The organism is Streptomyces sp. NPDC058246, assembly GCF_042881985.1.
In the GTDB taxonomy this organism is placed as follows: Bacteria; Actinomycetota; Actinomycetes; order Streptomycetales; family Streptomycetaceae; genus Streptomyces.
Genome location: NZ_JBHVWZ010000007.1, coordinates 81,375 through 108,286, shown reverse-complemented (window position 1 = coordinate 108,286; position 26,912 = coordinate 81,375). Strand labels below are relative to the sequence as shown.

Below are 26,912 nucleotides of genomic sequence, written 5' to 3'. Positions count from 1 at the left end.
TGACACGAACCGGTAACGGCAACAAGAATGCGGGTGTGGCGTCACGCGGAACTGTTCGCGCGTGGTGTCCGTGTTTCGGGGTGGGCCGGTCCGCACAGGGCGTCGGCCCGAGAACGGGCCGAGGAGGGCCGGGTGACGACCTATGACGATCGAGCGAGCCTTACGGATCTGACCGCCACTGTGGAGCGTGTCCGCAGTTCGGTGGAAGGAGTGATCGAAGGCAAGCCTGAGGTCGTACGGCTTTCGCTGACCGTGCTGCTCGCCGAGGGGCATCTTCTGATCGAGGATGTCCCGGGCGTCGGCAAGACCATGCTCGCCAAGGCACTGGCGCGGTCCATCGACTGCTCGGTGCGGCGTATCCAGTTCACGCCCGACCTGCTGCCCTCGGACATCACGGGTGTGTCCATCTGGGACCAGCAGCGCCGCGACTTCGAGTTCAAGCCCGGCGCGATCTTCGCGCAGATCGTGATCGGCGACGAGATCAACCGCGCCTCGCCCAAGACGCAGTCCGCGCTCCTGGAGTCGATGGAGGAGCGCCAGGTCACCATCGACGGGCAGACCTACGAACTGCCCAGCCCCTTCATGGTGGTGGCCACGCAGAACCCGGTCGAGATGGAGGGCACCTACCCGCTGCCGGAGGCCCAGCGCGACCGCTTCATGGCGCGCGTCTCGATCGGTTACCCCAGCGCCGACGCCGAGTTGCAGATGCTCGACATCCACGGCGGGGTGAACCCGCTGGACGACCTCCAGCCGGTGGCGCACGCGCACGAGATCGTGAAGCTGATCGACGCGGTCCGCACGGTCCACGTCGCCGACGCCGTGCGACGCTACGCGGTGGATCTGGTCGCGGCCACGCGCACGCACCCCGACCTCAGACTCGGCGCCTCGCCGCGTGCCACCCTGCACCTGCTGCGCGCGGCGAAGGCGTCCGCCGCCCTCAGCGGCCGGGAGTACGCGCTGCCGGACGACATCCAGGCGCTCGCCGTAGCGGTCCTGGCCCACCGTCTGCTGCCCACGGCGCAGGCACAGTTGAACCGCCGCACGGCCGAGCAGGTGGTCCAGGAGATCCTGCAGCGCATCCCGGTTCCCGCGGCTCCCCAGCAGCAGCCCGGCTTCACGATGGGCCGCGGCGCTCCCGCGTACGGCCAGCAGCCGCCCCGGAGGCTGTGATGACGCAAGGGGGGACGGGGCACACCGCCGAAGAGGACCAGGGCGGGCTGCGCACCGCGCTCGCCGGGCTCACCACGCGCGGGCGCTCCTTCCTGGCCGCCGGAGTCGCCGCCGCGATCTGCGCGTACGTCCTCGGGCAGAGCGATCTGCTCCGGGTCGGACTGCTCCTCGCGGTCCTGCCGCTGGTCTGCGCGACGGTGCTGTACCGCACCCGTTACCGGGTCGCGGGCAGCCGCAGGCTGTCTCCCGCGCGCGTGCCCGCCGGTTCCGAGGCCCGCGTCCATCTGCGCATGGACAATGTCTCGCGGCTGCCCACCGGACTGCTGATGCTCCAGGACCGGGTGCCGTACGTGCTCGGGCCGCGGCCCCGCTTCGTCCTGGACCGGGTGGAGGCGGGCGGCCGCCGCGAGGTGTCCTATCGTGTGCGCTCGGACCTGCGCGGCCGCTATCCGCTGGGTCCGCTGCAACTGCGCCTCACCGACCCCTTCGGGATGTGCGAGCTGACCCGCTCCTTCTCGACGTACGACACCCTGACGGTCATCCCGCGCGTGGAGCCGCTACCGCCGGTGCGGCTGACCGGCGAGGCGAAGGGGTACGGCGACGGGCGGCAGCGCTCGCTGGCCCTGGCCGGCGAGGACGACATCATCCCGCGCGGCTATCGCTACGGCGACGACCTGCGCCGGGTGCACTGGCGCCTGACCGCGCGCTACGGCGAGTTGATGGTCCGCCGTGAGGAGCAGCCGCAGCGCTCCCGCTGCACGGTGCTGCTCGACACCCGGGGCATCGCCTTCCAGGGGGCCGGTCCGGATTCGGCCTTCGAGTGGGCCGTCTCGGGCACGGCGTCGACGCTGGTGCACATGCTCGAACGGGGCTTCTCGGTAAGGCTGTTGACCGACACCGGCAATTCCGTACCGGGCGAGGGCGCCGACGGGTTCGCGGGCGCCAACCAGGAATCGGCGGACGCGGCCGGGCTGATGATGGACACCCTCGCCGTCATCGACCACTCGGACGGCGCGGGCCTGTCCCGGGCGTACGACGTACTGCGCGGGGGGAACGAGGGGCTGCTGATCGCGTTCCTCGGCGATCTGGACGAGGAGCAGGCGACGGTGCTCGGCAAGATGCGCCAGCGCAGCGGCGGGGCCGTCGCCTTCCTGCTGGACAGCGAGACATGGGTGCGGGAACCGACCGATGCCCCCGGCCCGTTGAACCGGAGCGAGGATCGACTGCGCATGCTGCGTGAGGCGGGCTGGACCGCCGTGACGGTGCCGCGCGGGGCGGGGATCGCCGACCTGTGGCGGGAGGCGGACCGACAGCGCACACAGGTCGCGTCGACGGGGAGTACGGCGGGGGGCGGTGGCTCATGAGCGGGCGGGCGCGACTGACACTGTGCGCGGCGGCGGCCACCGTGCTGGCCGCCGGCACCATGCTGCCGCTGGTCGACCCGGCGACCTGGATCTTCCAGGCGGTGTTCCTGCTGGCGGTGCAGTCGGGTGTGGGCGCGCTGACCCGGCGGGTTCCGCTGGCCCGGCCGCTGACCGTGGCGGCTCAGGCGCTGGTGACGCTTTTGCTGCTGACGCTGCTCTTCGCCCGCGAGCAGGCGATCATCGGGTTCGTTCCGGGGCCCGATGTCTTCCAGCGCTTCGGGGACCTGCTCCAGGCGGGCACCGACGACGTGGGGCGGTACTCGATTCCGGCTCCGCTGTCCGACGGCATCCGCCTGATGCTGATCGGCGGCGTCCTGGTGATCGGGCTCGCCGTGGATGCGCTCGCGGTGACGTACCGCAGCGCGGCGCCCGCCGGCCTGCCGCTGCTCGCGCTGTACTCCGTCGCCGCGGGGCTCTCCGGAGGCAGCGCCGCATGGCTGTGGTTCCTGCTCGCGGCGGGCGGCTATCTCATGCTGCTGCTGGCCGAGGGCCGCGACCGGCTCTCGCAGTGGGGCCGTGTCTTCGGCGGGGCACCCCGCACGGCGGGCGGTCTCGACTCGGCCGTCGGCGCCGTCGCGCCCGTCCGCACCGGGCGGCGCATCGGCGCGGTCGCGTTGGGCATCGCCCTGGTGGTCCCGCTCGGCCTGCCTTCGCTCGGCAGCGGCCTGCTGGGCGCCGCGGGGACGGGCGTCGGCACGGGCACCGGGGGCGGCGGCACGATCTCCGCGGTGAACCCACTGGTCTCGCTCCGCGACAGTCTGAACGTGGATCAGGACCGCCAGGTCATGTCGTACCGCACCAACACGGACGACACCCAGGACATGTATCTGCGGATCGTCTCCCTGGACGACTTCGACGGCACGGCCTGGAAGCCCGCCCAGCGGCACATCCAGGACGTGCCGGACACCTTCCCGACGCCGATCGGCCTGGGGAACGACGTACAGCGCGCCTCGATCCAGACCCGTATCTCGGCGGCCGACTGGTACGCACAGGACTGGCTCCCGATGCCGTACCCGGCCAGCAAGGTGAACATCAAGGGCAGCTGGCGCTACGAGCCCGTGGGGCGCACCCTCGTCGGGGACCACGGCCAGAACACGCGCGGCCTCCAGTACGAGGTCACGAGCCTGATCGTGCAGCCGACCGCGCAGCAGCTGGCGAGCGCACCGGAGCCGTCCGGGGCGATGAAGCGCGAGTTCACCAAGGTGCCCGAGTCGTTGCCCCCGGTGGTGGCGGCGACGGCCCGCAAGGTCACCGAGGGCTCGGCCAACCACTACGAGCAGGCGGTCAAGCTCCAGGACTACTTCGCCGTCAGCGGCGACTTCCGGTACGACACCCAGGTGCAGGTCGGCAGCGGCTCCGCCGCCATCGCGCGGTTCCTGAAGGAGAAGGAGGGCTTCTGCGTCCACTTCTCCTTCGCCATGGCCGCGATGGCCCGGACGCTCGGGATACCGGCCCGGGTCGCGGTGGGCTTCACGCCCGGCACCCCACAGGCCGACGGTTCGATGTCGGTGGGGCTGCGGGACGCGCACGCCTGGCCCGAGCTGTACTTCGAGGGGGTGGGCTGGATCCGCTTCGAGCCGACTCCGAACCGCGGCACGGTGCCCGACTACACCCAGACGGAAACGCCGGGCGGTGATGTGGTCCCCCTGCCCAAGCCGACCGTGTCCTCGTCCACGGGACCCTCCACGGCCCCGTCGGCGAGCGAGAGCTGCACGGCTCAGCAGCGGAAGCTGGAGGCGTGCCCGAGCGAGTCCTCGCCGGCCACGGTGGCCTCCCACGACGACAGCTGGCCGTGGTTCAAGATCCTCGGACTGACCCTGGCCGGGCTCCTGGTGCTGGGCGTGCCGCTGCTGCCGATGCTCTGGCGTATGCGGATCCGGGCCGTCCGGCTCGGCGGGCACGGCCGGACCGACGCGGACGCGGCGGCGTACACACTGGGCGCCTGGCTGGACGTGACCGATACGGCCTGGGACTACGGGATCGCGCCGGACGAGTCGCAGACGCCGCGCAAGGCCGCCGCGCGGATCGTCCGTCTCGGGGAGCTGGATGCGACGGCTTCGGAGGCGGTGCACCGCCTGGCGGCGGCCGTGGAGCAGGTTCTCTACGCTCCGCATCCGCGACCGGTGGCGGGGCTTGCGGAGGACGCGCGCCGCGTCGCGGACGCCCTGCGCACCTCCGCGACGCGCCCGGGCCGCCTGCGCGCCCTTCTCCTCCCCCGGTCGGCCATCCGCGTGGCCTGGGCGGCCTCGGCCCACTGGAGCGGCGTCACATCTCGTCTCGCGTCCCGCAGAGAGGCCTTGCTCCGCCGCCCGTCGAACCAGAACAGCTGACGCCGACCAGCGCTACGGCCCCTGTCCCGAACCGGGACGAGGGCGCGCGCTGCGGGCTGCCACCGCTGTGCCCCGTCCCGCTGGGTGGGACGGGGCACAGCCACCAGGGCCGGGTGCCGGTGCCACCAAGGTTCCCGGCGCCGGGGCTGAGCTCGGGCGTGGGTAACGCAGCCCTCGGCGCATACGGGGTGCCGCTGTGCCCACCCGTGCCGCCCCTGGCGGCACGCATGCCCACAGCTACGACGGCTGGGTCCGGTCAGGGCAGGGCGTGCGTGAGGGGGTGCCCACCGTGTCGGTGGACACCCCCTCATGCGAGAGCTGTTGGGCGCGGCGCCCGGAGGACTAGTGGCCCTGTTCGTCTCGGCGGCGCTGCCAGCGTTGCTCGATGCGGTCCATCATGGAGCGCCGCGGCCGGCCCTGCCGGCGAGCGGCGGGAGCGCCGGGCGTGGCCGCCGGCTGCTCACCCGGCTTGGGGGCCTTGCGCCAACCGGTGACGGCAAGCACGGCACAGCCCAGCATGACGAGGAAGCCCACCACGCTGAGCCAGATCTGTACTGCGACCATTCCGGCCATGAGGAGCGCGATACCCACCAGGAAGCCCGCGACCGCCTGGTAGACCCGTCGCCGGGTGTACGTACGCAGCCCGCTTCCCTCAAGCACTGTCGCGAACTTGGGATCTTCGGCGTACAGCGCTCGCTCCATCTGCTCGAGCATTCGCTGCTCGTGCTCCGAGAGCGGCACGGAGTCCTCCTCATCGTGCAGTCGCCGGGGCGACCGGGGGTCCCCTTCAGGATAGGCAGGGAATCGCCCCCGTGAAACCCGCCCCTCTACGCCAATTCGCCAACCGGAACCCGCCATGGCACCCCGATCCACTGAGGCGTTCATGCCCCGGCGAACGGTCCGTCATGCCGGACGGTCTCCCTCGATCATACGGCGCCGAGCACCCGATCGGGGTGTCTGTGGCGTACTCCATCTGCCGCCAAGCCCCTGATCAGCGGCGCACCACGGGAGGGGCTCAGCCCCCGGCCGCCCCCCGTGCCTCACCGAGCACATGAAGCTGCGTCGCCACGGAGTGGAACGCGGCGAGCTCGGCCGCCGCCGCCTCCAGCTTCAGCAGCGCCTCCAGGGCCCCCGGTTCGGTGTCCACGAGGACCCCGGGAACCAGGTCGGCGAAGACCCGCACGCCGTGCACGGCACCGACGCGCAGGCCCGCTCCCTCGACCAGGGCGGTGAGCTGGTCGGCGGTGAAGCGGTGCGGCACGGGATCACCCTCGCCCCAGCGTCCGTCCGGGTCATCGAGCGCCTGCCTGGCCTCCTTGAAGTGCCCGGCGAGGGCACGCGCCAGCACGGCTCCGCCCAGTCCGGCCGCGAGCAGGCTGAGGACTCCCTCGGGGCGCAGCGCGTCGACCACGTTGCGCACGCCCTCGGCCGGGTCGTCCACGTACTCCAGGACGCCGTGGCACAGCACCGCGTCGTAGCCGCCGCGCTCGACCACGTCGAAGAGGCCGTGGGCGTCGCCCTGGACGCCCTGCACGCGGTCGGCGACGCCGGCCTCGGCGGCCCGGCGCTCCAGCGCGAACAGCGCGTTCGGGCTGGGGTCGACGACGGTGACGCGGTGGCCGAGGCGGGCCACGGGAACCGCGAAGTTGCCGCTGCCGCCCCCGGTGTCGAGTACGTCGAGGGACTCCCGCCCCGTGGACTTGACCCGGCGGTCCAGGGCGTCCTTGAGGACCTCCCAGACCACAGCGGTACGGAGAGAAGCGCGGGGGCGCATCGGTTCCGACACGGCAGTTGACTCCTCGGCGCGGCACCGCCTCTTGCACGGCGGAGCGATCTTCGGGGCCTCCCGGTGGGGAGGCCGCAGGCGACTCCACCCTATTGCCTCCGCCGCCGTGACCGATCCTCCGCCTTGCACGGCGGATCGCGTGGTCAGCCCGTGCCGACCGAGAGGGCCGTGTTCGGCCGCGGTGCCGGTCAGCCCGCGTCCGGAATATCGCGGTCTCCTTCCTGTCGGGGCTGGGGAAGCACGGGCTGGAGGACGAGCATGCGCTCGACGAGGCGCAGGAACATCGCCGCGTCGCGCAGCAGGTCGTCGGCGTCGCGGCTGCCGGCCGCGCCCTGTATGCCCGCCTCGGCGCGGGCGCGGCGGGTCGCCCCGGAGGCGAACAGCGCGCTCCACTCGGTGAGTTCGGGAGCGATTTCGGGGAGCACTTCCCAGGCGCTGCGGATGCGCGCCCTGCGTCGGGGGGTGGTCTCCGGTCGGCCCCGCGCGGCGAGGACGGCGGCGGCGGTGCGCAGGGCGGCCAAGTGGGCCGTCGCATACCGCTCGTTGGGCGTTTCCAGAGCCGTCGCCTCGTCGAGTCCGGCGCGGGCCTGGGCGAGCAGATCGAGGGCGGCGGGTGGGGCCGTGGCCCGGCGGATCACGGGGTGCACGTCGCTCGCCGGGCCGGTCAGTGAGGGGGCAGGGCCGGAGGCGCGGCGCCGGTGGGCGGCGGCTGCGGAAGAGCTGGCCATGACGAACCTCCTGTCGTCTGTGTGACGGCACTGTGGCCGTATGTGCCCATCGTGAGGTATGCCACTGACAATCCGTTCTGACCTGGGCTTTTGCATCGATCGAAGGTTCGAGATAGTTTTTGCACTGACCAGTCAGTTCAAAAATGGGTCCGGCACGAGTGGTTCCGGCACCAGTAGTTCCAGGGGATGGGGAAGCTGTGGACAGTCCGCAGGGACTGGGCGTCATGGGACTGGGCGTCACGGCCGAGGACTTCGGGCTCGAGGGGCCCCGCGGCTGGGCGTTCCGCGGGGTCCGTCTCGACGCGGAGCCCGGCTCGCTGATCGCGATCGAGGGGCCTTCCGGATCGGGCCGTACGTGCCTGCTGCTCGCGCTCACGGGCCGGATGAGGCCCACCGAGGGGTCGGCCGTCGTGGGCGCGTCGCGGCTGCCGAAGCAGATGGCCGCGGTGCGTCAGGAGAGCGCGCTCGCGCACGTGCCCGGCGTCACCGATCTCGACCCGGCGCTGACCGTCGGGGAGCACCTGAGCGAACGGGCGCTGTTGCAGCGGCGGTTCGGGGGTTCGCTGCGGGGGCTGCTGCGGCCGCGCGCGGAGCGTACGGCCGAGGCGAAGCTGCGGATCGACAGGGCGCTGGCCGCCGCCGGGCTCGACCAGGAGGCCCTGCCCAAGGGCTCGCGGACCGCCGTACGCGATCTGGAGCGGCTCGAAGCCCTGCGGCTGTCCATAGCGCTGGCGCTCCTCGGCCGCCCGCGTCTGCTCGGCGTCGACGACACCGACCTCAAGCTCTCGGACGCCGAACGGGCCGAAGTCTGGGCCCTGTTGAGGTCGCTCGCCGAGGCCGGCAGCACGGTCCTGGCCGTGTGCAGCGAGGCCCCCGAGGGCGCCGTCGTCGTGTCCACCGCGCCCGGGAGCATCCCGCAAGCCACTGACGGGCAGGACGCCCACGACGACAAGGAGACGGCCGATGCGCTCGCCGAAACTGGCCGCTCTTGAGCTCAGGCGCTTCGGCCGCGGCAGGCTCCCGCGTGCCGCGCTGGCCGCGCTCCTGCTACTGCCCCTGCTCTACGGCGCCCTCTACCTGTGGTCGTTCTGGGACCCGTACGGCCGTCTCGACCGCATCCCCGTGGCGCTGGTGAACGACGACAAGGGGGCGACGGCCGCGGGCAAGAAGGTCACCGCGGGCGACGACATCACCCGGGGGCTGCGCGACAGCGACACCTTCGAGTGGCACGAGGTGAGCGCCACCGAGGCCCGCCGGGGCGTCGAGGACGGCACGTACTACCTGTCGCTGACCATGCCGAGCGACTTCAGCCGGAGGATCGCCTCCAGCTCCGGCGGCACGCCGGAGACGGGCGCGCTCCAGGTGCGGACGAACGACGCGAACAACTACATCGTCGGGCAGATCTCCAGGACGGTGTTCAGCGAGGTGCGCACGGCCGCGTCCACGAAGGCCTCGCGGTCGTTCCTCGACAAGATCTTCATCTCGTTCTCGGACATCCACGGAGCCACCGAGAAGGCCGCCGAGGGCGCCGACACGCTCAAGGGCGGGATCGGGAAGGCGAAGAAGGGCTCCAAGGACCTCGCGGACGGCCTGAAGGAGGCCAAGAAGGGCAGCGGGAAGCTCACCGGGGGCCTGAAGAAGCTCAACAAGGGTGCGGGCGACCTGGAGGACGGTTCACGGAAGGTCGCGGACGGCACGCAGTCGCTGGCCGACAAGGTCAACGGGGTCGCGGACGAGGTGGGCCCGTTCCTGAAGGACAACGAGAAGTCGATCGGCGACACGGCCCAGCTCGTCGCCGACTCCGCCGCCGGGATCCGCCACAACCTCGACACCCTGGTGAAGACGGCCCCGGCCGCGGCCAAGGGCGCCCACACCGCCTCCACCGCGCTGAACGCCGTCTACAAGGCGCGCTGCGAGACCCTGCCGGTCCCCGACCCCGCCTGCCCCGACCTGAAGAAGGCCAAGGAGGCGGCCGCGGACGTGGCCAAGGTCGCCGACGACGTGAACTCGCTGATCGAGGACCAGGGCGGCGATCTCGACAAGCTGGACAAGAACCTGGCCACGCTCCAGAAGAAGGCCCAGGCGCTCGCCGACCGCTCGCCGCACCTCTCCGAGGACCTCGACGACGCCGTCTCCAAGGTCAACGAGCTGAACACGGGTGCGGGAAAGGTCGCCAAGGGGGCCAAGCGGCTGCACACCGGGCTCGGCACGGCCAAGACCGGAGCGGCGGACCTCGACACGGGCATCGGCGCGCTGAAGACGGGCGCCGGCGACCTCGATTCGGGGATGTACAAGCTCGTCGGCGGCTCAGGCAAGCTCGCCGGCGGACTGCACGACGGCGCAGGCCGGATCCCCGACTACGACAAGCAGGACCGTGACCAGCGCACCCAGGTCATGGCCGACCCCGTACAACTCGCCTCCAAGGACCTGCACAAGGCGCCGAACTACGGCACCGGATTCGCCCCGTACTTCATCCCGCTGTCCCTGTGGGTGGGCGCGATGGTGGCGTACATGCTGATCCAGCCGCTCAACCGGCGCGCGCTCGCGGCGGGCGCCTCGGCATGGCGCATCGCGCTGGCGGGCTGGCTGCCGGTGGCCGCCGTGGGCGTGCTCCAGACGGCGGCCCTGATGGCCGTGCTGCACTGGGCGATCGGCCTGGAGATGGCCCGGGCGGCCGGGACGGTGGGCTTCCTCTTCCTGGTGACGGCGTGCTTCGCGGCGATCGTGCAGTGGCTGAACGCGCGCTTCGGAGCGGCCGGCCGGATCCTCGTCCTCGCCCTCCTGATGCTCCAGCTGACCTCTGCGGGCGGCACCTACCCCGTCCAGACCAGCCCGCGGTTCTTCAACGCGATCCACCCCTTCTTGCCGATGAGTTACGTCGTCGAGGCCCTGAGAAGGCTCATCACGGGAGGCGGTCTGGGGCCCGTCTGGCAGGCCTGTGCCGTCCTGACGGCCTTCACCGCGGGCGCCCTCGCGCTCACCGCCCTGTCGGCGCGCCGCAAGCAGGTCTGGACCCTCGACCGGCTGCACCCGGAGCTGAGCCTGTGACCATTCGTGAGCCTGTGACCGCGCGCGTGACCGCTCCTGTGACAATCAGGGCCATGGACAGCAGCAGCACCACGGTGGGCGGCGGCAGCCGTCGCGAGGCGACCCGGCAGAAGCTCTACGAGGCGGCCGTCACTCTGATCGCCGAACAGGGCTTCTCCGCCACCACGGTGGACGAGATCGCCGAGCGCGCCGGGGTCGCGAAGGGCACGGTGTACTACAACTTCGCGAGCAAATCGGTCCTCTTCGAAGAGCTGCTGCGGCACGGCGTGGGACTCCTCACCGCCTCCCTCCGGGAGGCCGCGGAGAAGACCGCGCGGGACGGCGGCAGCAAGGTCGACGCGCTGGACGCGATGATCCGGGCCGGGCTCGTCTTCATCGACCGCTATCCGGCCTTCACCCAGCTGTACGTGGCGGAACTGTGGCGCACCAACCGGACCTGGCAGTCCACGCTGATGGTGGTCCGGCAGCAGGCGGTCGCCGTCGTCGAGGACGTGCTGCGCGACGGTGTGGCGAACGGTGAGCTCAGCGACGAGATCGACATCCCGCTGACGGCGTCCGCGCTCGTCGGCATGGTTCTGGTGGCCGCTCTGGACTGGCAGGCGTTCCAGCCGGAGCGTTCCCTGGACGACGTCCACGCGGCGCTCTCCCGGCTGCTCCAGGGGCGCGTGAGCGGCAGCCGCTGATCCCCTCCGCCGTCTCTCCCAGGGCCCCGGCACACACGAAAGCGCCGGTCCGCTGTGGCCGCGTCCCCCGCGGGCCACCTCGAACCGGCGCTTCGCCGTGCTCCCCCGTACTCCCCCGTTGGGCCCCCGTTCGGTCGTTCCCCCGGGTTCCCCCGTGCCTCACTCCCGCCGAGCGAGTCGGCGGAAGGAGCGGCCAAGGGCGCGAGGACCGTTCCGCCGCCCCGTGTCGGCGGTACCGGAGCCGCGCCCCTCTCCGTGTCTCCACTCTGTCGTTCGCGCAGGTAGGAGCCCATCCGCGCGCGTACTCATCTCACTCCCTAGGTACGGATACTCAGTCGTACGCACTCATGCCCAGGACGCGCCGTTGCCGACTGGTTACGATCGCGTCCGTGTCCGTACTCCCCCTGGTCTTCACCAGCGGCTGGGCCAGCGGCATCAACGCGTACGCGGTGGTGTTGCTCCTCGGCGTCTTCGGCGCGACCGGCCTGAGCGACGACGTCCCGGAGTCACTTCAGCGCCCTGAGATCCTCGTCACAGCGGGCGTTCTCTTCCTGTGCGAGGCGGTCGCCGACAAGATCCCGTACGTGGATTCGGTGTGGGACTCGGTGCACACCGTGATCCGGCCGGTGGCGGGCGCGTGGGTGGGGGCGCTGCTCGCCGGGCAGAGCGGTTCGCTGTCGGATCTGGCGGCGGGCGCGATCGGCGGTTCGACGGCGCTGGCGAGCCATACCGTCAAGGCCGGGACCCGGATGGCGATCAACACCTCGCCGGAGCCGTTCAGCAACTTCGTGATGAGCACCGCCGAGGATCTCGGCGTCGCCGGGATCCTCACCTTCGCGATGTTCCATCCCGAGGCCGCCGCGATCATCGCGGCCGTCCTGCTGTTCGCCGGCCTCGTGGTGCTGGTCTTCCTCGTCTCGCGGATCAGGCGGTTCCTGCGCCGCCGGGCACAGCGCCGGGAGGAGAGAAGGATGGCGGAGCGGGTGGAGCAGCCGCCCGACTGACCTCCGGGGCGGGACTGTCAGTGGCGGCCGATAAAGTCCCTGGCATGGCACGAATTGCGGTGATCGGCGCCGGGATGGGCGCGATGGCGGCCGCCGCCCGGCTGGCCGTCGCGGGCCACCGGGTGGTGGTGTACGAGCGCGCGGCGACGTACGGCGGTGCGGTGCGCCGCTTCGAGCGCGACGGCTTCGCCTTCGACACGGGCCCGGGGCTGCTCCCGCTGCCCGCGGTCTACCGCGACCTGTTCGTCAAGACCGGCAAGCAGCCGCTGGAGGAGTGCGTCGAGCTGGTCCAGGTGGACCCCTCCTCGCACCATGTCTTCGCCGACGGCACGCAGGTCTCCCTGCCGAACGCCTCGCGCGCGGGCGTCGTCAGCGCCCTGGACGAGGCGCTCGGGGCGGGCGCGGGCGGGCGGTGGGGCGACTTCCTGGTGCGGGCCCGCGAGGCATGGGACCGCACGCGCCGGCCGCTCCTGGAGGAGCCGCTGTGGCCCAACTGGTCGGTGCTCGCCGAGCGCGAGCCCTATCCCTGCGTGCCGCACAAGAAGCTCCTGCGCACCCGCCGGGCCGGCACCCTCGCCGAGGTCGCCGCCTGGGAGCTGCGCGACGCGCGCCTGGCGGCACTCCTGGAGAGCCACGCCCTCGCGTACGGGCTCGACCCGCGCGTCACCCCGGCGAGCGCCGCCGTGCTGCCCTACATGGAGCATGCCTTCGGCACCTGGTATGTGCGCGGCGGCATAAGGGAGTTGGCGCGCGCGGTGTACGAGCGGTGTGTCGCCCGCAGGGTCGAGTTCGTCTTCGGTGCCGAGGTCACGGGGCTCGTGGAGAAGGACGGCCGGGTGGCCGGCGTGGAGCTGACCGGCGGGACGGTCGCGGACGCGGACTTCGTGGTCGCGGGCGTGGCGCCCGGTGTGCTGGACGGACTGGTCCCCGGGGCGGCGGTCCGCGCGGACGGCGAGGTCTCCCCGCGGCGCGGGGCGCCGAGCCGGCTGACCGTGCTGCTGGCGTTGCGCGGCGGGCGGCCCGAGGGGGTGGCGCATCGGACGGTGGTGCATGCGGCCGACCGCGAGGCGGAGTTGGACGGGCTCTTCGGTGAGCGCCCGGGGCTCCCGGCCTCGCCCACCGTGACGGTGTCCCGTCCGGCCGACCCCGCGCTGGTGCCGGACGCCGAGCACGAGGCGGTCACCCTGACCGTCACGGTCCCCTCGGGCCTGCCGGTGTCCGACTCGGATGTCGAGTCCCTCCTCGGTGCCGCCGAGCGCGCCCTGCCCGGCCTCCGCGACCGCCTCCTGTGGCACGAGGTCCGCACTCCGACCGACGTGGCGGAGGCCACGGGCGCGGTCGGCGGCGCTATCCCCGCCCCCGCGCTCGCCGCGGCGGACGGCCGGCTGCTGCACCCGTCGAACGCCACGCGGATACCGGGGCTCTTCGCGGCGGGCGGCTGGGCGCACCCCGGCGGCGGTCTCCCGCACGCGGGCATGTCGGGCGCCCTGGTGGCCGGACTGATCGTGGAGGGGCCGGAGTTCCGGGGCTCGCAGTGAGCGTGCCCGTGCGCTGAGCCGGTGCCCTGGAGAGAGGGCACCCGGCGGGTGCCGTCGGGTCAGTACCGGTACTGCTGCTCGTCGTACCCGGCGGCCCCGTCGCCGTTCCCCTGATACGGATACTGCTGCTCGGGCGGGAGCTCGCCGCCGTACGCATCGGTGGTGCGCTGCTGCGGCACCCAGACACCGCCGGCCGGGGTCTCGCCGCCGTAACCGCTGCCGGTGGCGTACTGGTCCTGGCCGTAGCCCTGCTGCTGCATGTACTGCTGCTGGTCGCCACCGCCGTACGTGGTGTCGTACGAGCCACCGGTGTATGTCTGCGTGCCGATGTAGGGGTCGGAGTAGGCGGCGTACTGCTGCTGACCGTCGCCGTAGCCGTACTGCTGCTGGTCGTACCCGGAGTAGCCGTCGTACGCGTAGGCCTGCTGGTCCTGCCCTGCCGTCGCGTAGGCCTGCTGGTCCTGGGTCTGTCCGGCGGTCGCGTACGCCTGCTGGTCCTGGGCGGCGCCGGCGTAGGTCTGGTCGCCGGCCCCCGCGTACGCGGGGTCGCTGTAGATGCCGTACGAGCCGGTGTCGTCGGGCAGCGGCTGCGGCTCGTACACGGCGGTGGTCTCGGCGGCCGCCGCCTCGGATCCGGGAGGCATGAACCGGTCCGACTGCGCGGGCGTGAAGACGTCGTCCTCGCCTGCGTACTCGTCGTCCTGTGCATAGGCCGCGCCGTCGGTCGCTTCGAGGTCGGAGACCTCCAGCGTCGGGTCCTGGTGGTCCGGCTCGCCGCGGCGGCGCTTGCTGGGCTTGCCCGGCTTGCCGGACGCGGAGCGGCCGTTGAGGGCCCAGCCCTCGGCGAAGCCGCGGCGGAACGACAGGGTGACGTACGTCTGACCGACCGCGAAGGCGGCCGCGCCCAGGCCGATGACCACCACCGACGGCATCAGCACACCGAGGACCACGCCGAGGAAGCCGACGAAGGCGAGCAGCCGGTAGCGCAGCCGCGCCTTGTACTGCAACAGCACCTCGCCGAGCAGCCACAGCGCGACGATGCCGAAAGCGATATAGAGGACCGTCCAGCCCATGTACGCCCCTCTCCCAGTGGCCGCTACGCAGTGTGTCGTACGCGGGTGCGACCGGTCTAGGCCTGCTGCGGGTGGTGCAGGCCCAGATTCTCGTAGATTTCCAGCGTGGCCGTGGAGTTGTTGAGCGTGATGAAGTGCAGTCCGGGGACTCCCTCGGCCAGCAGCCTCGCGCAGAACTCCGTCGCGAACTCGATCCCAATGGAGCGTACAGCCGACGGATCGTCTTTGGCTGTGAGGATCCGCTCTTTCAGGACGTCCGGGAACGAAGCGTTACTGAGCTTCGGCAGCCGTTCCAGCATCTTCACACTCGTCACCGGCATGACCTCCGGGATGACAGGTGTCGTACAGCCCGCCGCCACCACCCGGTCGCGCAGGCGCAGATACGACTCCGGGTGGAAGAACATCTGCGTGATGGCGTAGTCGGCGCCGGCGCGGCACTTGTCGACGAAGTGCGCGACGTCCAGCTCCCAGTCGGCGGAGCGCGGATGCATCTCGGGGAAGGCCGCGACGCCCACGCAGAAGTCGCCGGACTCCTTGATGAGCCGGACGAGTTCGGCCGCGTAGGTCAGGCCCCGCGGATGCGGCACCCACTCGCCCATGGGGTCGCCGGGCGGGTCGCCGCGGACCGCGAGCATGTTGCGGATACCGGCGTCGGCGTACTGGCCGATGATGTTGCGCAGTTCGGCGATGGAGTGGTTGACCGCGGTGAGGTGGGCGACCGGGGTGAGCGTCGTGTCGGCGACGATCTGCTCGGTCTCCCTGACCGTGCCCGCGCGCGTCGAGCCGCCCGCTCCGTAGGTGACGGAGACGAAGTCGGGGGCGACGGCCTCGACCCGCCGGAGGGCGTTCCACAGGTTGCGCTCGCCCTTGGGGGTCTTCGGCGCGGAGAACTCGAACGAGTAGGTCTTTTTGCCGGTCGCGAGCATGTCGCGCACGGTGCGTGCGCGATCAGTCCTGGTGGAAGCAGATCCGAGGGCCATACCCGCAGGTTAGCCAGGGGGCGCCGGTCCCCCAACCGAAGCGATGGAATTTGTCCGATTTGCCGACTTCTTGTCCACCCCTCGGACAATTGTCGGCGGCGCGGCCGTGCGAGACCGCCACGCCGGACGGCTACGCCTGACGCAGCCGCTTCGCGAACTCTTCCGCCGCCGCTCCGGGATCGTCCGCCTCGGTGATCGCCCGGACGACGACGACACGGCGGGCGCCCGCGTCCAGCACCTCGTCGAGGTTGCCGAGGTCGATGCCGCCGATGGCGAACCAGGGGCGGTCGGTGCCGAGGGATGCCGTGTAGCGCACCAGGTCCAGGCCGGGTGCGTGGCGGCCGGGCTTGGTCGGGGTGGGCCAGCAGGGGCCCGTGCAGAAGTAGTCCACGCCCTCTTGGACGGCGGCGGCCGCGGCCTCGGACTCGGCGTGCGTGGAGCGGCCGATGAGTACCTCGTCGCCGAGGACGGCTCGGGCCGCGGGGACCGGGAGGTCGCCCTGGCCCAGATGCAGGACGTCGGCGCCGATGGCGTGGGCGACGTCCGCCCGGTCATTGACCGCGAGGAGCTTGCCGTGGCGTGCGCAGGCGTCCGCGAAGACCTGGAGGTGCTCCAGCTCCTCGGCCGCCTCCATGCCCTTGTCGCGCAGCTGCACGATGTCGACGCCGCCCGCCAGGACCGCGTCCAGGAATGCGGCGAGGTCGCCCTGGCGCTTGCGGGCGTCCGTGCACAGATAGACGCGGGCGTCGGTGAGCTGGGCGCGGGCGGTGGCCGCGGCGTTCTCGGGCATGCGTGGGTCCCCCGTTGTCGCGTGGTCCGTGCGTACGGACGTCGTCGGTGTGCGCACGGACGGTGTCGGTGCGCACGGACCACGGCGGCCGGGGTGGTCCTGGCCGGCCGCGGTCCGTACGCCGGACGGTTGTCGGATCAGACGGCGAGCGCCTGGGCGCGGCGCTTCACCTCCGTGCCGCGATTCTCGCTCAGAGCCTGCGCGGGGGTGCCGGGCAGGGTCGGGTCGGGGGTGAAGAGCCACTCAAGCATCTCTTCGTCGGTGAAGCCGTCGTCCCGCAGGAGCGTCAGGGTGCCGGACAGGCCCTTGACGACCTTGTCCCCGTCGATGAAGGCGGCGGGGACGTGCAGCGCGCGGTTCTCACCACGGCGTACGGCGATCAGCTGGCCCTCTTTGACCAGCTGCCGGACGCGGGTCACCTCGACGCCGAACTGTTCGGCGATGTCGGGGAGGGTGAGCCAGGCAGGGACGAGAGCATCGATCTTTGCGTCAATCTCGGTCACGGGACAAGCCTGCCATCCCGGACTGACAGTCGGAAGCCAGGCCGTCCGACCTGGGGTGACGGATTACGCCGTGGCGGTCTTCAGAGGCCTCTTGCACGGTGGCGTCCGCCGGGGGCCCCTTGCACGGTGGCGGCCGCCAGAGGCCCCTTACACGGTGGCGGCCGCCAGGAGCCTCTTGCACGGTGGCGGCCGCCAGAGGCCCCTTAGACCGTGGCGGTCTTCAGCGGCCTCGCCGGGTCCGCCAGCAGCTCCGGATTCATCGGCGTGCCCGACTCGATGAGCCGGCGCCCCTGGGCCAGATCCCTCGGGCGGCCCACGGCCAGAAGGGCGACCAGGCGGTTCTCGCGGAGCCAGCAGACCGTCCAGGCGGCGCCGGCCGGGTCACCGCGCCAGAGGGTGGTGTCGGCGGTGGCGTGGTGGCCGACGTACTGGACGAAGCGGCCGAACTGCTCGGACCAGAAGTACGGCACCGGATCATAGGCGGCGGGGGCCTCGCCGATGATGTTCGCGGCGACCGTGCGCGGGCCCTGGAGGGCGTTGTCCCAGTGGTGGACCAGCAGGCGGCCCTCGTACCTCCCGGAAGGGAAGGAGGCGCAGTCGCCGACCGCGTAGACGTCGGGTGCGGAGGTACGCAGGTGGTCGTCGGCCACGATCTCGCGCTCGGCGCCGAGGGCGATCCCGGAGCCGGCCAGCCAGGCGGTGGCGGGGCGTGCCCCGATGCCGACGACGACCGCGCCCGCGGGCACCCGGGTGCCGTCGTCGAGCACCACGGCACCCGGTTCGACGCGCTCCACGCGCGCGTGCGTACGCAGCGTGGCCCCGCTGTCCGCGTACCAGGCCGCCATCGGCGCGGCCACCTCGGCGGGCAGCGCCCCGGCGAGCGGGCGGTCGGCGGCCTCGACGACGGTCACCACGCACCCCGCCTCGCGCGCCGCCGTGGCGAACTCCGCGCCGATCCACCCCGCCCCGACGACCACGATGTCGTGCTGCTGGGCGAGGACGGGACGCAGCCGCTCGGCGTCGTCCAGGGTGCGCAGCAGATGGACCCCGGGCACACCCTCAGCGCCCGGCAGCTGGATCGGTTCCGCGCCGGTCGCGATGACCAGGACGTCGTACCGAACGGGCCCGGTGGCGGTATCCAGCTCATGGTCCCCGGGGCGCACGCCGGTGGCCTCGCGACCGAGCTGCAGCTCGATGTCCAGCGCCTCGAAGTCGACGTCGAAGGCGGAGCCCTCGGCCTTGCCGAGCAGCACGGCCTTGGACAGCGGTGGTCGGTCGTACGGCTGGTGGGGTTCCGCGCCGATCAGCGTCACACTGCCGGTAAAGCCCTGTTCGCGCAGGGCGACGGCGGTCTGCACACCAGCCATGCCCGCACCCACCACGACGACCCGCCGTGCCGTACGCCCCTGCGACTGCGCCTGCGTCTGCTCGCTCACCTGATCACCATAGACAACTGACAATTCGTCAGTCAGCGGACGTGCTCAGTGACCTGTTCCACACTGCCCGTCCGCGCTTCCGCCTCCGCGACTCCCACTTCCTCGACCACGCTCGTCCCGCTGCCCGTCCGCGACTCCCACTCCCAGGTCTCCTCCAGGCGTACGCGCCCGTCGGGCAGCTCCACGACGAGGGACGCGCAGTGCCCCGACGACGTGCTGCCGTCGTGCTTGAGCTGTACGTAGCGGAAGTCGAGGCGGTCACCCTCACGGCTACCCACGAGGTACCCGCGTACGACATCGCCGCCCGCGTACTCGGCCCAGATCTCGCCGTTCTTCTCGTGGTAGGTGAACCTGGTGCGCGTGCCCACCTGACCTGGCGCCTGGTCGGCGATCGGGGCGAGGACGAGGCCGTCGAGCGAGCGGGGCATGGCGGGAGGCTCCCTTACTGAGACGGGTCGCGGCGGGCTAGGGTGGCCAACGTAAAGCACTCGCGGGAGCCCGGACGCACCGGGCTGAGAGGGAGGCTGGGACGGCCTCCGACCGTACGAACCTGATCCGGGTCATGCCGGCGAAGGGAGGGGCTGGACGCCCATGTCGCCTACGCGTACATCAGACACACGCACATCGGACACACGTACATCAGACGTCCTCGTCGTCGGGGGCGGAATCATCGGTCTCGTGACGGCCTGGCGGGCCGCGCAGCGCGGGTTCACGATCGCCCTCGTGGATCCCGGACCCGGCGGCGGAGCGGCCCAGGTCGCGGCCGGCATGCTCGCCGCCGTCACCGAACTGCACTACGGCGAGCAGACCCTGCTGGGCCTCAACCTCGCCTCCGCGCGCCGCTATCCGGACTTCGCCGCCGAGCTCACCGGGGCGACGGGGCAGGACCTCGGCTACCGCCAGTGCGGCACCCTGGCCGTGGCGCTGGACTCCGACGACCGCGCCCATCTGCGTGAACTGCACACCCTGCAACGCGAGTCGGGGCTCGACTCGGAGTGGCTGAGCGGTCGCGAGTGCCGCCGCCTGGAGCCGATGCTGGCGCCCGGCGTACGCGGCGGGCTGCGGGTCGACGGCGACCACCAGATCGATCCGCGCCGGCTCGCCAGGGCCCTGGTCACGGCGTGCGAGCGGGCCGGAGTGGTGTTCCACCGGACGTGGGCGGAGCGCCTCGCCGTCGTACGGGACCGGGCCGCCGGAGTGGTCACCACGGACGGCACCGAACTGACCGCCGGCCAGGTGGTACTCGCCGGGGGCAGCCTCAGCGGGCGTCTCCAGGGCGTCCCCGACGACGTCCTGCCGCCGGTGCGTCCGGTGAAGGGGCAGGTACTGCGGCTGACCGTGCCGCAGCGGTACGCGCCCTTCCTGAGCCGCACCGTCCGTGCCGTGGTGCGCGGCAGCCAGGTCTATCTGGTGCCGCGCGAGAACGGCGAACTCGTCGTCGGCGCGACCAGCGAGGAACTGGGCTGGGACACCACGGTGACCGCGGGCGGCGTGTACGAGCTGCTGCGCGACGCCCACGAGCTGGTTCCCGGGATCACCGAGCTGCCGCTCACCGAGACCCGCGCCGGACTGCGCCCGGGGTCCCCCGACAACGCGCCGCTGCTGGGCCCGACCTCACTGGACGGCCTTCTGCTGGCCACCGGGCACTATCGCAACGGCGTCCTGCTCACACCCGTCACCGGTGATGTCATGGCGCACGTCCTGACCACGGGTGAACTCCCCGACGAGGCCCGCCCCTTCACCCCCCGGCGTTTCCGCGCCGCCGCCCTCACGGAGCAGCCCGCATGAACATCTTCGTCAACGGAGAGCGGCAGCTGATCGCCGCGGGGACCGCTCTCGACACGCTCGTCGCGACCCTCACCGCCGCGCCGTCCGGTGTGGCCGCCGCGCTGAACGAAACCGTCGTCCCGCGCACGCGGTGGTCGTCCACCTCCCTCTCCGAGGGAGACCGCGTCGAAGTCCTCACCGCCGTCCAAGGAGGCTGAACCCATGGCCGACGATCCCTTTGTCCTCGGTGGTACGTCCTTCTCGTCCCGGCTGATCATGGGTACGGGCGGTGCGCCCAGCCTCGACGTCCTGGAACGCTCGCTCGTCGCCTCCGGTACGGAACTGACGACGGTCGCGATGCGGCGCGTGAACGCCTCCGTGCACGGGTCGGTCCTTTCCGTGCTCGACCGGCTCGGTATCCGGGTGCTGCCGAACACGGCGGGGTGCTTCACGGCGGGCGAGGCCGTGCTGACCGCCCGTCTCGCGCGCGAAGCGCTGGGCACCGAGATGGTGAAACTGGAGGTCATCGCCGACGAGCGGACGCTGCTGCCCGATCCGATCGAGCTGCTCGACGCCGCGGAGACGCTGGTCGACGAGGGGTTCACCGTGCTGCCGTACACGAACGACGACCCCGTTCTCGCGCGAAAGCTCGAAGACGTGGGCTGCGCCGCGATCATGCCGCTGGGGTCGCCGATCGGGTCCGGGCTCGGGATCCGCAACCCGCACAACTTCCAGTTGATCGTGGAGCACGCGCGCGTGCCGGTGATTCTGGACGCCGGGGCCGGTACCGCGTCCGACGCGGCGCTCGCGATGGAGTTGGGGTGTGCGGGTGTGATGCTCGCCTCAGCGGTGACGCGGGCGCAGGAGCCGGTGCTGATGGCGGAGGCCATGAGGCACGCGGTGGACGCAGGGCGGCTCGCCCGGCGGGCGGGGCGGATCCCTCGGCGGCACTTCGCCGAGGCGTCGTCTCCTGCGGAGGGTCTGGCGCGGCTGGATCCCGAGCGGCCCGCCTTCTAGGCGCCCGGCGTCTTCTGGACACCCGGCGTCCCGGGGAGTTCTCCCGCCCGCGCACCGCCCGTTTCCAGTGGGATGGGAAGTGCGGGTCTCCCGTGGGCGGGACTCGCCGTCGGCGGCTGCGGGATGCTTCACGGATTCCCGGGACCGAGAGTTCGGCGATTCCCGCGTTCCAGGGCTCGGGATCCCCGCGTTTCGGGGACTCAGGACCCCCGGGCTCCGGCGCTCGGTGGCCCCCGGGTTCCGGGGTCGGGAGGACGTGCGTGCGAAGTCTGGGTTCCGGGCGGGCGGGATGCGTCACAGGTCGGCTGCAGTCGCGCCCCGGTATCGGCCGAATGGGGCGCGTGACAGTGGCGGCTCGTACACTCACCTGCGTGGATACGACCCTTCAGGACCCGCTCGTCGGGCACGTGCTCGACGGCCGCTATCGCGTCGACGCACGGATCGCGGTCGGCGGGATGGCCACGGTCTACAGGGCCCTGGACACCCGCCTGGACCGCGTACTCGCCCTCAAGGTGATGCACCCGGCGCTGGCCGCCGACGGCTCGTTCGTCGAGCGCTTCATCCGCGAGGCCAAGTCGGTGGCCCGGCTCGCCCACCCCAATGTGGTGCAGGTCTTCGACCAGGGGACGGACGGGTCGTACGTCTATCTGGCCATGGAGTACATCGCCGGGTGCACCCTGCGCGACGTGCTGCGCGACCGCGGCGCCCTGCAGCCGCGGGCCGCGCTCGACATCCTGGAGCCGGTGCTCGCCGCGCTCGGCGCCGCGCACCGCGCCGGGTTCGTGCACCGCGACATGAAGCCGGAGAACGTCCTCATAGGGGACGACGGCCGGGTCAAGGTCGCCGACTTCGGTCTCGTACGGGCCGTGGACACGGTCACGAACACCACCGGCGCCGTCCTCGGCACCGTCTCGTATCTCGCCCCCGAGCAGATCGAGCACGGCACGGCCGACACCCGCGTCGACGTCTACGCGTGCGGGGTCGTCCTCTACGAGATGCTCACCGGAGCCAAGCCGCACTCCGGGGACTCCCCCGCTCAGGTGCTGTACCAGCACCTCAACGCCGACGTACCGGCGCCGTCCGCCGCCGTACCGGGGCTGCCGTACGCGCTCGACGAGCTGGTAGCCACCGCGACCGCCCGCAACCCCGAGGTGCGCCCGCACGACGCGGTGGCGCTGCTCGGCCTGGTGCTGGAGGCGCGCGCCGGGCTCACCACGGAACAGCTCGACGCCGTACCGCCGGGGGCCCTCGCCACGGGCCACGACAACGGCGAGGACCGTACGAGCGTGATCCCCCGCTCGCTGTCCATGCAGCGCCCGCTGCCGGTGAACGATGACTACGAGGACGGCAACGCCGGGCTCGACCGGACCAGCCGGTTCGAGCGGACCAGCCAGTTCGCGTCCGGGCCGGCCGCTCCTTCCCGGCGCGCCGCGCGGCCCCGGCGCGGAATGCTGCTGGTCATCGCCGCCGTCGTGCTGGTGCTCGGCCTCGGCGCCGGCGTCTGGTACATCAACTCCGGCCAGTTCACCACGGTCCCGCCGATCCTTACGAAGACCAAGACCGAGGCCAAGGACCGGCTGGCGTCGGCCGGGCTCGAGGTCGGTCAGATCAAGCACGCGTACAGCGACACCGTGAAGCGCGGCACCGTCATCAGCACCGACCCGAAGATCGGCGCCCGGATCCGTGACCACGATTCCGTGACGCTGACCATCTCCGACGGCCCGGAGACGGTGAAGGTGCCCGACCTGAAGGGCTTCGCGCTGTTCAAGGCGAGGGACGTGCTGAAGGGCGACGGACTCGCCGCGGGCATGGTCACCCGGCAGTTCAGCGAGGACGTCCCCAAGGACTTTGTGATCAGCACGGATCCGGTCGCGGGCACGGAGCGGCACGCCGGTTCGGCCATCGCGCTGGTCGTCAGCAAGGGCAGCCCGGTGGAGGTGCCGGACGTCACCGGCGCGTCCGTGGACGACGCAAAGGCGGAGCTCCAGGACTCGGGTCTGAAGGTGAAGATCTCCTCGGAGCAGGTCACTTCGGAGTTCGACAAGGGCGAGGTCGCCAAGCAGTCGCCGGGGGGCGGGCGCGAGGTCGCCGCGGGTGACACAGTGACACTGACGATCTCCAAGGGCCCCGAGATGGTCCAGGTCCCGGACGTCGTGGGCGACACCGTGGACGACGCGAAGCAGAAGCTGGAGGCCGCCGGGTTCAAGGTCAACGAGGACCGCGGTCTGCTCGGGCTCTTCGGGGACCACGTCAAGAGCCAGTCCGTGGACGGCGGCCAGACGGCACCCAAGGGATCGATGATCACCGTCGAGATCCGCTGAGCCGTCCTGAGGTCCGCCGACGGAACCCCCGGAAGCACATGACACCCTGAAGAGCGTGACCAGCAAGCAGCTCCGCAACCCCGTCGGCGGCCATGTCCCGGTGGCCGGCGGCCTCAACTCCGTCGGCCTGACCTACGCCCGCGACCTGAAGGCCGAGACCGTCCAGGTCTTCGTGGCCAACCCGCGCGGCTGGGCGACGCCCGCCGGAAACCCGAAACAGGACGAGGAGTTCCGCGCGGCCTGCGCCGCGGAGTCGATCCCCGCGTACGTCCATGCCCCGTACCTGATCAACTTCGGCTCGCACACCGAGGCGACGGTCGAGAAGTCGGTGGAGTCGCTGCGGCACTCACTGCGGCGAGGTCGGGAGATCGGCGCCCTGGGGGTGGTCGTGCACACCGGGAGCGCCACCGGTGGCCGGGAGCGGGCGGTTGCCCTGAAGCAGGTCCGCGCGCACCTGCTTCCGCTGCTGGACGAGCTCACCCACGACGACGACCCGTTCCTGCTGCTGGAGTCGACGGCGGGCCAGGGCGCCTCCCTCTGCTCCCGCACCTGGGACTTCGGGCCGTACTTCGAGGCACTCGACGCCCACCCCAAGCTGGGCGTCTGTCTCGACACCTGCCACATCTTCGCGGCCGGCCACGACCTGACCGGACCGAGCGGGATGCACCAGACCCTCGATCTGCTGGTCGACACCGTCGGCGAGGGCCGGCTCAAGCTGATCCACGCCAATGACTCCAAGGATGTGGTGGGCGCCCACAAGGACCGCCACGAGAACATCGGCTCCGGCCACATCGGCGAGGACCCGTTCCGCGCCCTGATGACGCACCCCGCCACCGAGGGCGTCCCCCTGATCATCGAGACGCCCGGGGGCAAGGAAGGGCACGCTGCGGACGTGGAGCGGCTGAAGAAGCTCCGCGACGACTGAGTCTCCCCTCCTTTCTCCCACCCCGTTCCGGAATACCCCCAGGGGGTATACGGTTCCTGTCTCGTACAGGAACCGTTGTTCGGCGTTGGGGGCCCTCATGCAGCACGACACGCACGCACATCACGAGGTACACGCACACACCCATGACCTGGGCGGCGGCAAGGCCACCTGGTCGATGGCCGCCCAGGCGACCCTGCACTGCCTGACCGGCTGCGCCATCGGCGAGGTGCTCGGCATGGTGATCGGCACCGCGTTCGGCTGGGGCAATGTGCCGACGATGGTCCTGGCGATCGCCCTCGCCTTCGTCTTCGGCTACTCGCTCACGCTGCGCGGAGTGCTCAGGGCCGGCGTCGACTTCAGGACGGCGTTCCGGGTCGCGCTCGCCGCCGACACCCTGTCCATCGCGGTGATGGAGCTGATCGACAACGGCGTGATCGCGCTGTGGCCGGACGCCATGGACGCGCACCTGGACGACCTGCTGTTCTGGGGCACCCTGGCCCTCTCACTGGCGATCGCCTTCGTGGTCACGACGCCCGTCAACAAGTGGATGATCGGCCGCGGGAAGGGGCATGCGGTGGTGCACCGGTACCACCACTGACGTCCGGACCTGAGCCGGCCGGAAAGACACAGCAGGGTTCAGAGCTCGGGGCCGTCCCCGGGCTCCTCCTGGTACGAGTAGCGCTGCTCGCGCCAGGGGTCGCCGACATTGTGGTAGCCGCGCTCCTCCCAGAAGCCGCGGCGGTCGGCCGTCATGTACTCGACGCCGCGGACCCACTTGGGGCCCTTCCAGGCGTACAGGTGGGGGACGACCAGGCGGAGCGGGAAGCCGTGTTCCGCAGTGAGGAGTTCGCCGTCCTTGTGCGTGGCGAAGATCGTGCGATCGGAGGCGAAGTCCGACAGGCGGAGGTTCGAGCTGAATCCGTACTCGGCCCAGACCATGACATGAGTGACGGTGGACGCGGGCGGGGCGATCTCCAGGATCGTACGCGCGGGGATGCCGCCCCATTCGGCCCCGAGCATGCTGAACTTCGTGACGCAGTGCAGATCGGCCACGACGGAGGCGTACGGCAGGGCCGTGAACTCCTCATGGGTCCAGCAGTGCTTCTCACCGTCGGCGGTGGCGCCGAAGACCCTGAACTCCCAGCGTTCGGGGCGGAACTTGGGTACGGGCCCGTAGTGGGTGACCGGCCAGCCGCGCTGAAGTCGCTGCCCCGGCGGAAGCTCCGACTGTGCCGCTTCTCCAGATTCACGCTCCACCGGCTGACCCATGACTCCATCCTGACAGACCCGGGACGGTGCACATGACCAGCCCAGGTCGGATTCGGGCAACTCCTACTAAGCATGCACTTACTGGACGACCTAGTGTGCCGGTGCAAAGATGCGGCGCAATCTGCCCAGTCCCCCGCTTGGAAGGAGTCTCTGCAATGCAGGGCGACCCCGAGGTCATCGAATTCCTCAACGAACAGCTGACCGGCGAGCTGACGGCGATCAACCAGTACTTCCTGCACGCGAAGATGCAGGAGAACTTCGGCTGGACGAAGCTCGCGAAGTACACGCGGCTCGAGTCGTTCGACGAGATGAAGCACGCCGAGGTGCTCACCGACCGGATCCTCTTCCTGGACGGCCTGCCGAACTACCAGCGGCTCTTCCACGTCCGGGTGGGGCAGACCGTCACGGAGATGTTCCAGGCCGACCGGCAGGTGGAGGTCGAGGCGATCGACCGCCTCAAGCGCGGGATCGAGGTGATGCGCGGCAAGGGCGACATCACGTCCGCGAACATCTTCGAGTCGATCCTCGAGGACGAGGAGCACCACATCGACTATCTGGACACCCAGCTGGAACTGGTCGAGAAGCTCGGTGAGGCGCTCTACATCGCGCAGCTGATCGAGCAGCCGGAGAGCTGACAGGCCGCGCGGGCCGACGGGCCGAGAGAGCTAGGCGGCCTCGTCCAGGGACACCGGCACCGGGACCTCGGAGAGCACCGGCCGGCCCTCGTCCGCGAACTCGCGGCGCGGACACGCGCCCCGGCCCAGCAGGGCCTGGATCCGGCGGACGCACGAACCGCAGTCCGTGCCCGCCTTGCACGCCGACGCTATCTGGCGGGGGGTGCAGGCACCGTCCTCCGCGTGCTTCTTCACCTGCGCCTCGGTGACACCGAAGCAGTTGCAGACGTACACGCGGTTCACCTCCCGAGGGATTCGTCGGTCACGCCTCCCCCGTGATCGGTGAGGCTAACCTAACCTTACCCGGCGCGCCGGAGCCGTGAAAGTGGGGTGGGGGGGGGGGGGGGTTTGTTGTGGGGGCGGGCCGCGCGCCGGCCCCCCCCCCGCGACTCCACGGTCCGCTCGATCAGGTCCTCACGGGCCTGGGTCAGGACGGAGATCGTGAC

26 protein-coding genes and 1 riboswitch are annotated in these 26,912 nt (G+C 71.4%); of the genes, 15 read left to right on the top strand and 11 right to left on the bottom strand.

The genetic code is table 11. The annotated features are described in order from the left end of the window. Positions 1 to 132: 132 nt before the first annotated feature. From ACFVXA_RS13010 to ACFVXA_RS13000, 3 genes are read left to right on the top strand one after another with little or no spacing between them, the layout of a single operon-like run. A complete protein-coding gene (locus tag ACFVXA_RS13010) occupies positions 133 to 1,170 on the top strand; it encodes a MoxR family ATPase (RefSeq protein WP_362031266.1) in 1,038 nt (345 codons plus the stop codon). Then, positions 1,170 to 2,534, top strand: a complete 1,365-nt coding sequence (locus ACFVXA_RS13005; protein ID WP_362031264.1) for a DUF58 domain-containing protein — start codon at positions 1,170 to 1,172, stop codon at positions 2,532 to 2,534. The genes ACFVXA_RS13010 and ACFVXA_RS13005 overlap by 1 nt, the downstream gene beginning before the upstream one ends. Further along, positions 2,531 to 4,924, top strand: a complete 2,394-nt coding sequence (locus tag ACFVXA_RS13000; protein ID WP_390024976.1) for a DUF3488 and DUF4129 domain-containing transglutaminase family protein — start codon at positions 2,531 to 2,533, stop codon at positions 4,922 to 4,924. Before ACFVXA_RS13005 ends, ACFVXA_RS13000 begins: the two co-directional genes overlap by 4 nt. Positions 4,925 to 5,266: 342 nt before the next feature. Here the strand turns inward: ACFVXA_RS13000 and ACFVXA_RS12995 are convergent, their stop codons facing one another. The 3 genes from ACFVXA_RS12995 to ACFVXA_RS12985 form a co-directional block, all read right to left on the bottom strand. Then, entirely contained in the window at positions 5,267 to 5,665 is a 399-nt protein-coding gene (locus tag ACFVXA_RS12995; protein ID WP_362031260.1) for a DUF3040 domain-containing protein, read from the bottom strand. Between the two features lie 274 nt (positions 5,666 to 5,939). After that, positions 5,940 to 6,710 (bottom strand): methyltransferase, encoded by a 771-nt coding sequence (locus ACFVXA_RS12990; protein ID WP_362031258.1) that lies wholly within the window; start codon positions 6,708 to 6,710, stop codon positions 5,940 to 5,942. Between the two features lie 188 nt (positions 6,711 to 6,898). Next, on the bottom strand, positions 6,899 to 7,438 hold the full coding sequence (locus ACFVXA_RS12985) for an SAV_6107 family HEPN domain-containing protein (RefSeq protein WP_362031256.1): 540 nt from the start codon (positions 7,436 to 7,438) through the stop codon (positions 6,899 to 6,901). Positions 7,439 to 7,662: 224 nt separating this feature from the next. Between ACFVXA_RS12985 and ACFVXA_RS12980 the strand changes: the two genes are divergently transcribed. The 5 genes from ACFVXA_RS12980 to ACFVXA_RS12960 all read left to right on the top strand — a co-directional run bounded on the left by ACFVXA_RS12980 (position 7,663) and on the right by ACFVXA_RS12960 (position 13,711). Further along, a complete protein-coding gene (locus ACFVXA_RS12980; RefSeq protein ID WP_390025089.1) occupies positions 7,663 to 8,430 on the top strand; it encodes an ATP-binding cassette domain-containing protein in 768 nt (255 codons plus the stop codon). After that, complete coding sequence (locus ACFVXA_RS12975; protein ID WP_390024974.1) at positions 8,402 to 10,486, top strand: YhgE/Pip family protein; 2,085 nt, start codon at positions 8,402 to 8,404, stop codon at positions 10,484 to 10,486. Before ACFVXA_RS12980 ends, ACFVXA_RS12975 begins: the two co-directional genes overlap by 29 nt. Positions 10,487 to 10,539: 53 nt before the next feature. Then, on the top strand, positions 10,540 to 11,169 hold the full coding sequence (locus ACFVXA_RS12970; protein ID WP_362031252.1) for a TetR/AcrR family transcriptional regulator: 630 nt from the start codon (positions 10,540 to 10,542) through the stop codon (positions 11,167 to 11,169). 389 nt (positions 11,170 to 11,558) lie between these two features. After that, complete coding sequence (locus tag ACFVXA_RS12965; RefSeq protein ID WP_362031250.1) at positions 11,559 to 12,173, top strand: DUF4126 domain-containing protein; 615 nt, start codon at positions 11,559 to 11,561, stop codon at positions 12,171 to 12,173. Between the two features lie 44 nt (positions 12,174 to 12,217). Continuing rightward, positions 12,218 to 13,711 (top strand): phytoene desaturase family protein, encoded by a 1,494-nt coding sequence (locus ACFVXA_RS12960; RefSeq protein ID WP_389747358.1) that lies wholly within the window; start codon positions 12,218 to 12,220, stop codon positions 13,709 to 13,711. 59 nt (positions 13,712 to 13,770) lie between these two features. On the opposite strand, the gene ACFVXA_RS12955 is transcribed toward ACFVXA_RS12960, so the two are convergent. From ACFVXA_RS12955 to ACFVXA_RS12930, 6 genes are all read right to left on the bottom strand, one after another. Further along, a complete protein-coding gene (locus tag ACFVXA_RS12955) occupies positions 13,771 to 14,784 on the bottom strand; it encodes a hypothetical protein (RefSeq protein WP_384019299.1) in 1,014 nt (337 codons plus the stop codon). 56 nt (positions 14,785 to 14,840) lie between these two features. After that, positions 14,841 to 15,764: a methylenetetrahydrofolate reductase [NAD(P)H] gene (gene metF / locus ACFVXA_RS12950; protein ID WP_383738872.1), complete on the bottom strand. Its 924-nt coding sequence runs from the start codon at positions 15,762 to 15,764 to the stop codon at positions 14,841 to 14,843. A gap of 130 nt (positions 15,765 to 15,894) precedes the next feature. Beyond that, a complete protein-coding gene (gene thiE / locus ACFVXA_RS12945) occupies positions 15,895 to 16,554 on the bottom strand; it encodes a thiamine phosphate synthase (protein ID WP_383738874.1) in 660 nt (219 codons plus the stop codon). Positions 16,555 to 16,691: 137 nt separating this feature from the next. Beyond that, positions 16,692 to 17,057 carry an Rv2175c family DNA-binding protein gene (locus tag ACFVXA_RS12940; protein WP_362031240.1) on the bottom strand — a complete coding sequence of 122 codons (366 nt, stop codon included), beginning with the start codon at positions 17,055 to 17,057 and terminating at the stop codon, positions 16,692 to 16,694. A 203-nt stretch (positions 17,058 to 17,260) separates the two neighbouring features. Next, the gene (locus ACFVXA_RS12935; RefSeq protein ID WP_384019296.1) at positions 17,261 to 18,493 is read right to left on the bottom strand and encodes an NAD(P)/FAD-dependent oxidoreductase; all 1,233 of its coding nucleotides are present in this window, start codon (positions 18,491 to 18,493) and stop codon (positions 17,261 to 17,263) included. Between the two features lie 32 nt (positions 18,494 to 18,525). Further along, positions 18,526 to 18,921: a hypothetical protein gene (locus ACFVXA_RS12930; protein WP_383738882.1), complete on the bottom strand. Its 396-nt coding sequence runs from the start codon at positions 18,919 to 18,921 to the stop codon at positions 18,526 to 18,528. Positions 18,922 to 18,973: 52 nt separating this feature from the next. Next, positions 18,974 to 19,087, top strand: a riboswitch (TPP riboswitch). Between ACFVXA_RS12930 and thiO the strand changes: the two genes are divergently transcribed. The 6 genes from thiO (at position 19,085) to ACFVXA_RS12900 (ending at position 25,121) form a co-directional block, all read left to right on the top strand. Next, a complete protein-coding gene (thiO, locus tag ACFVXA_RS12925; protein WP_390024971.1) occupies positions 19,085 to 20,281 on the top strand; it encodes a glycine oxidase ThiO in 1,197 nt (398 codons plus the stop codon). (Overlaps the previous riboswitch by 3 nt.) Next, a complete protein-coding gene (thiS, locus tag ACFVXA_RS12920; protein ID WP_362031231.1) occupies positions 20,278 to 20,478 on the top strand; it encodes a sulfur carrier protein ThiS in 201 nt (66 codons plus the stop codon). Before thiO ends, thiS begins: the two co-directional genes overlap by 4 nt. 4 nt (positions 20,479 to 20,482) lie before the next feature. Further along, the gene (locus ACFVXA_RS12915) at positions 20,483 to 21,277 is read left to right on the top strand and encodes a thiazole synthase (protein ID WP_362031229.1); all 795 of its coding nucleotides are present in this window, start codon (positions 20,483 to 20,485) and stop codon (positions 21,275 to 21,277) included. A gap of 371 nt (positions 21,278 to 21,648) precedes the next feature. Next, entirely contained in the window at positions 21,649 to 23,598 is a 1,950-nt protein-coding gene (gene pknB, locus ACFVXA_RS12910; RefSeq protein ID WP_390024969.1) for a Stk1 family PASTA domain-containing Ser/Thr kinase, read from the top strand. A 55-nt stretch (positions 23,599 to 23,653) separates the two neighbouring features. Beyond that, on the top strand, positions 23,654 to 24,523 hold the full coding sequence (locus ACFVXA_RS12905; RefSeq protein WP_389935657.1) for a deoxyribonuclease IV: 870 nt from the start codon (positions 23,654 to 23,656) through the stop codon (positions 24,521 to 24,523). 97 nt (positions 24,524 to 24,620) lie between these two features. Continuing rightward, positions 24,621 to 25,121: a DUF4396 domain-containing protein gene (locus ACFVXA_RS12900; protein ID WP_390024967.1), complete on the top strand. Its 501-nt coding sequence runs from the start codon at positions 24,621 to 24,623 to the stop codon at positions 25,119 to 25,121. Between the two features lie 38 nt (positions 25,122 to 25,159). On the opposite strand, the gene ACFVXA_RS12895 is transcribed toward ACFVXA_RS12900, so the two are convergent. Further along, positions 25,160 to 25,792: a sulfite oxidase-like oxidoreductase gene (locus ACFVXA_RS12895; RefSeq protein ID WP_383906673.1), complete on the bottom strand. Its 633-nt coding sequence runs from the start codon at positions 25,790 to 25,792 to the stop codon at positions 25,160 to 25,162. A gap of 155 nt (positions 25,793 to 25,947) precedes the next feature. Here ACFVXA_RS12895 and bfr point away from each other — a divergent pair, with 155 nt between their 5' ends. Beyond that, positions 25,948 to 26,427, top strand: a complete 480-nt coding sequence (gene bfr, locus ACFVXA_RS12890; protein ID WP_362031220.1) for a bacterioferritin — start codon at positions 25,948 to 25,950, stop codon at positions 26,425 to 26,427. 30 nt (positions 26,428 to 26,457) lie between these two features. Here the strand turns inward: bfr and ACFVXA_RS12885 are convergent, their stop codons facing one another. Then, entirely contained in the window at positions 26,458 to 26,709 is a 252-nt protein-coding gene (locus tag ACFVXA_RS12885) for a (2Fe-2S)-binding protein (RefSeq protein ID WP_362031218.1), read from the bottom strand. Between the last annotated feature and the right edge of the window lie 203 nt (positions 26,710 to 26,912).

Bases quoted from the DNA above. Each gene is read 5' to 3' on its own strand.
- ACFVXA_RS12975 (WP_390024974.1), top strand. From the start codon at position 8,402: ATGCGCTCGCCGAAACTGGCCGCTCTTGAGCTCAGGCGCTTCGGCCGC.
- ACFVXA_RS12955 (WP_384019299.1), bottom strand. From the start codon at position 14,784: ATGGGCTGGACGGTCCTCTATATCGCTTTCGGCATCGTCGCGCTGTGG.
- thiE (WP_383738874.1), bottom strand. From the start codon at position 16,554: ATGCCCGAGAACGCCGCGGCCACCGCCCGCGCCCAGCTCACCGACGCC.
- ACFVXA_RS12985 (WP_362031256.1), bottom strand. From the start codon at position 7,438: ATGGCCAGCTCTTCCGCAGCCGCCGCCCACCGGCGCCGCGCCTCCGGC.
- ACFVXA_RS12980 (WP_390025089.1), top strand. From the start codon at position 7,663: ATGGGACTGGGCGTCACGGCCGAGGACTTCGGGCTCGAGGGGCCCCGC.
- ACFVXA_RS12900 (WP_390024967.1), top strand. From the start codon at position 24,621: ATGCAGCACGACACGCACGCACATCACGAGGTACACGCACACACCCAT.
- ACFVXA_RS12970 (WP_362031252.1), top strand. From the start codon at position 10,540: ATGGACAGCAGCAGCACCACGGTGGGCGGCGGCAGCCGTCGCGAGGCG.
- ACFVXA_RS13000 (WP_390024976.1), top strand. From the start codon at position 2,531: ATGAGCGGGCGGGCGCGACTGACACTGTGCGCGGCGGCGGCCACCGTG.
- bfr (WP_362031220.1), top strand. From the start codon at position 25,948: ATGCAGGGCGACCCCGAGGTCATCGAATTCCTCAACGAACAGCTGACC.
- metF (WP_383738872.1), bottom strand. From the start codon at position 15,764: ATGGCCCTCGGATCTGCTTCCACCAGGACTGATCGCGCACGCACCGTG.
- ACFVXA_RS12930 (WP_383738882.1), bottom strand. From the start codon at position 18,921: ATGCCCCGCTCGCTCGACGGCCTCGTCCTCGCCCCGATCGCCGACCAG.
- ACFVXA_RS12895 (WP_383906673.1), bottom strand. From the start codon at position 25,792: ATGGGTCAGCCGGTGGAGCGTGAATCTGGAGAAGCGGCACAGTCGGAG.
- ACFVXA_RS12960 (WP_389747358.1), top strand. From the start codon at position 12,218: ATGGCACGAATTGCGGTGATCGGCGCCGGGATGGGCGCGATGGCGGCC.
- thiO (WP_390024971.1), top strand. From the start codon at position 19,085: ATGTCGCCTACGCGTACATCAGACACACGCACATCGGACACACGTACA.
- thiS (WP_362031231.1), top strand. From the start codon at position 20,278: ATGAACATCTTCGTCAACGGAGAGCGGCAGCTGATCGCCGCGGGGACC.
- ACFVXA_RS13005 (WP_362031264.1), top strand. From the start codon at position 1,170: ATGACGCAAGGGGGGACGGGGCACACCGCCGAAGAGGACCAGGGCGGG.
- ACFVXA_RS12915 (WP_362031229.1), top strand. From the start codon at position 20,483: ATGGCCGACGATCCCTTTGTCCTCGGTGGTACGTCCTTCTCGTCCCGG.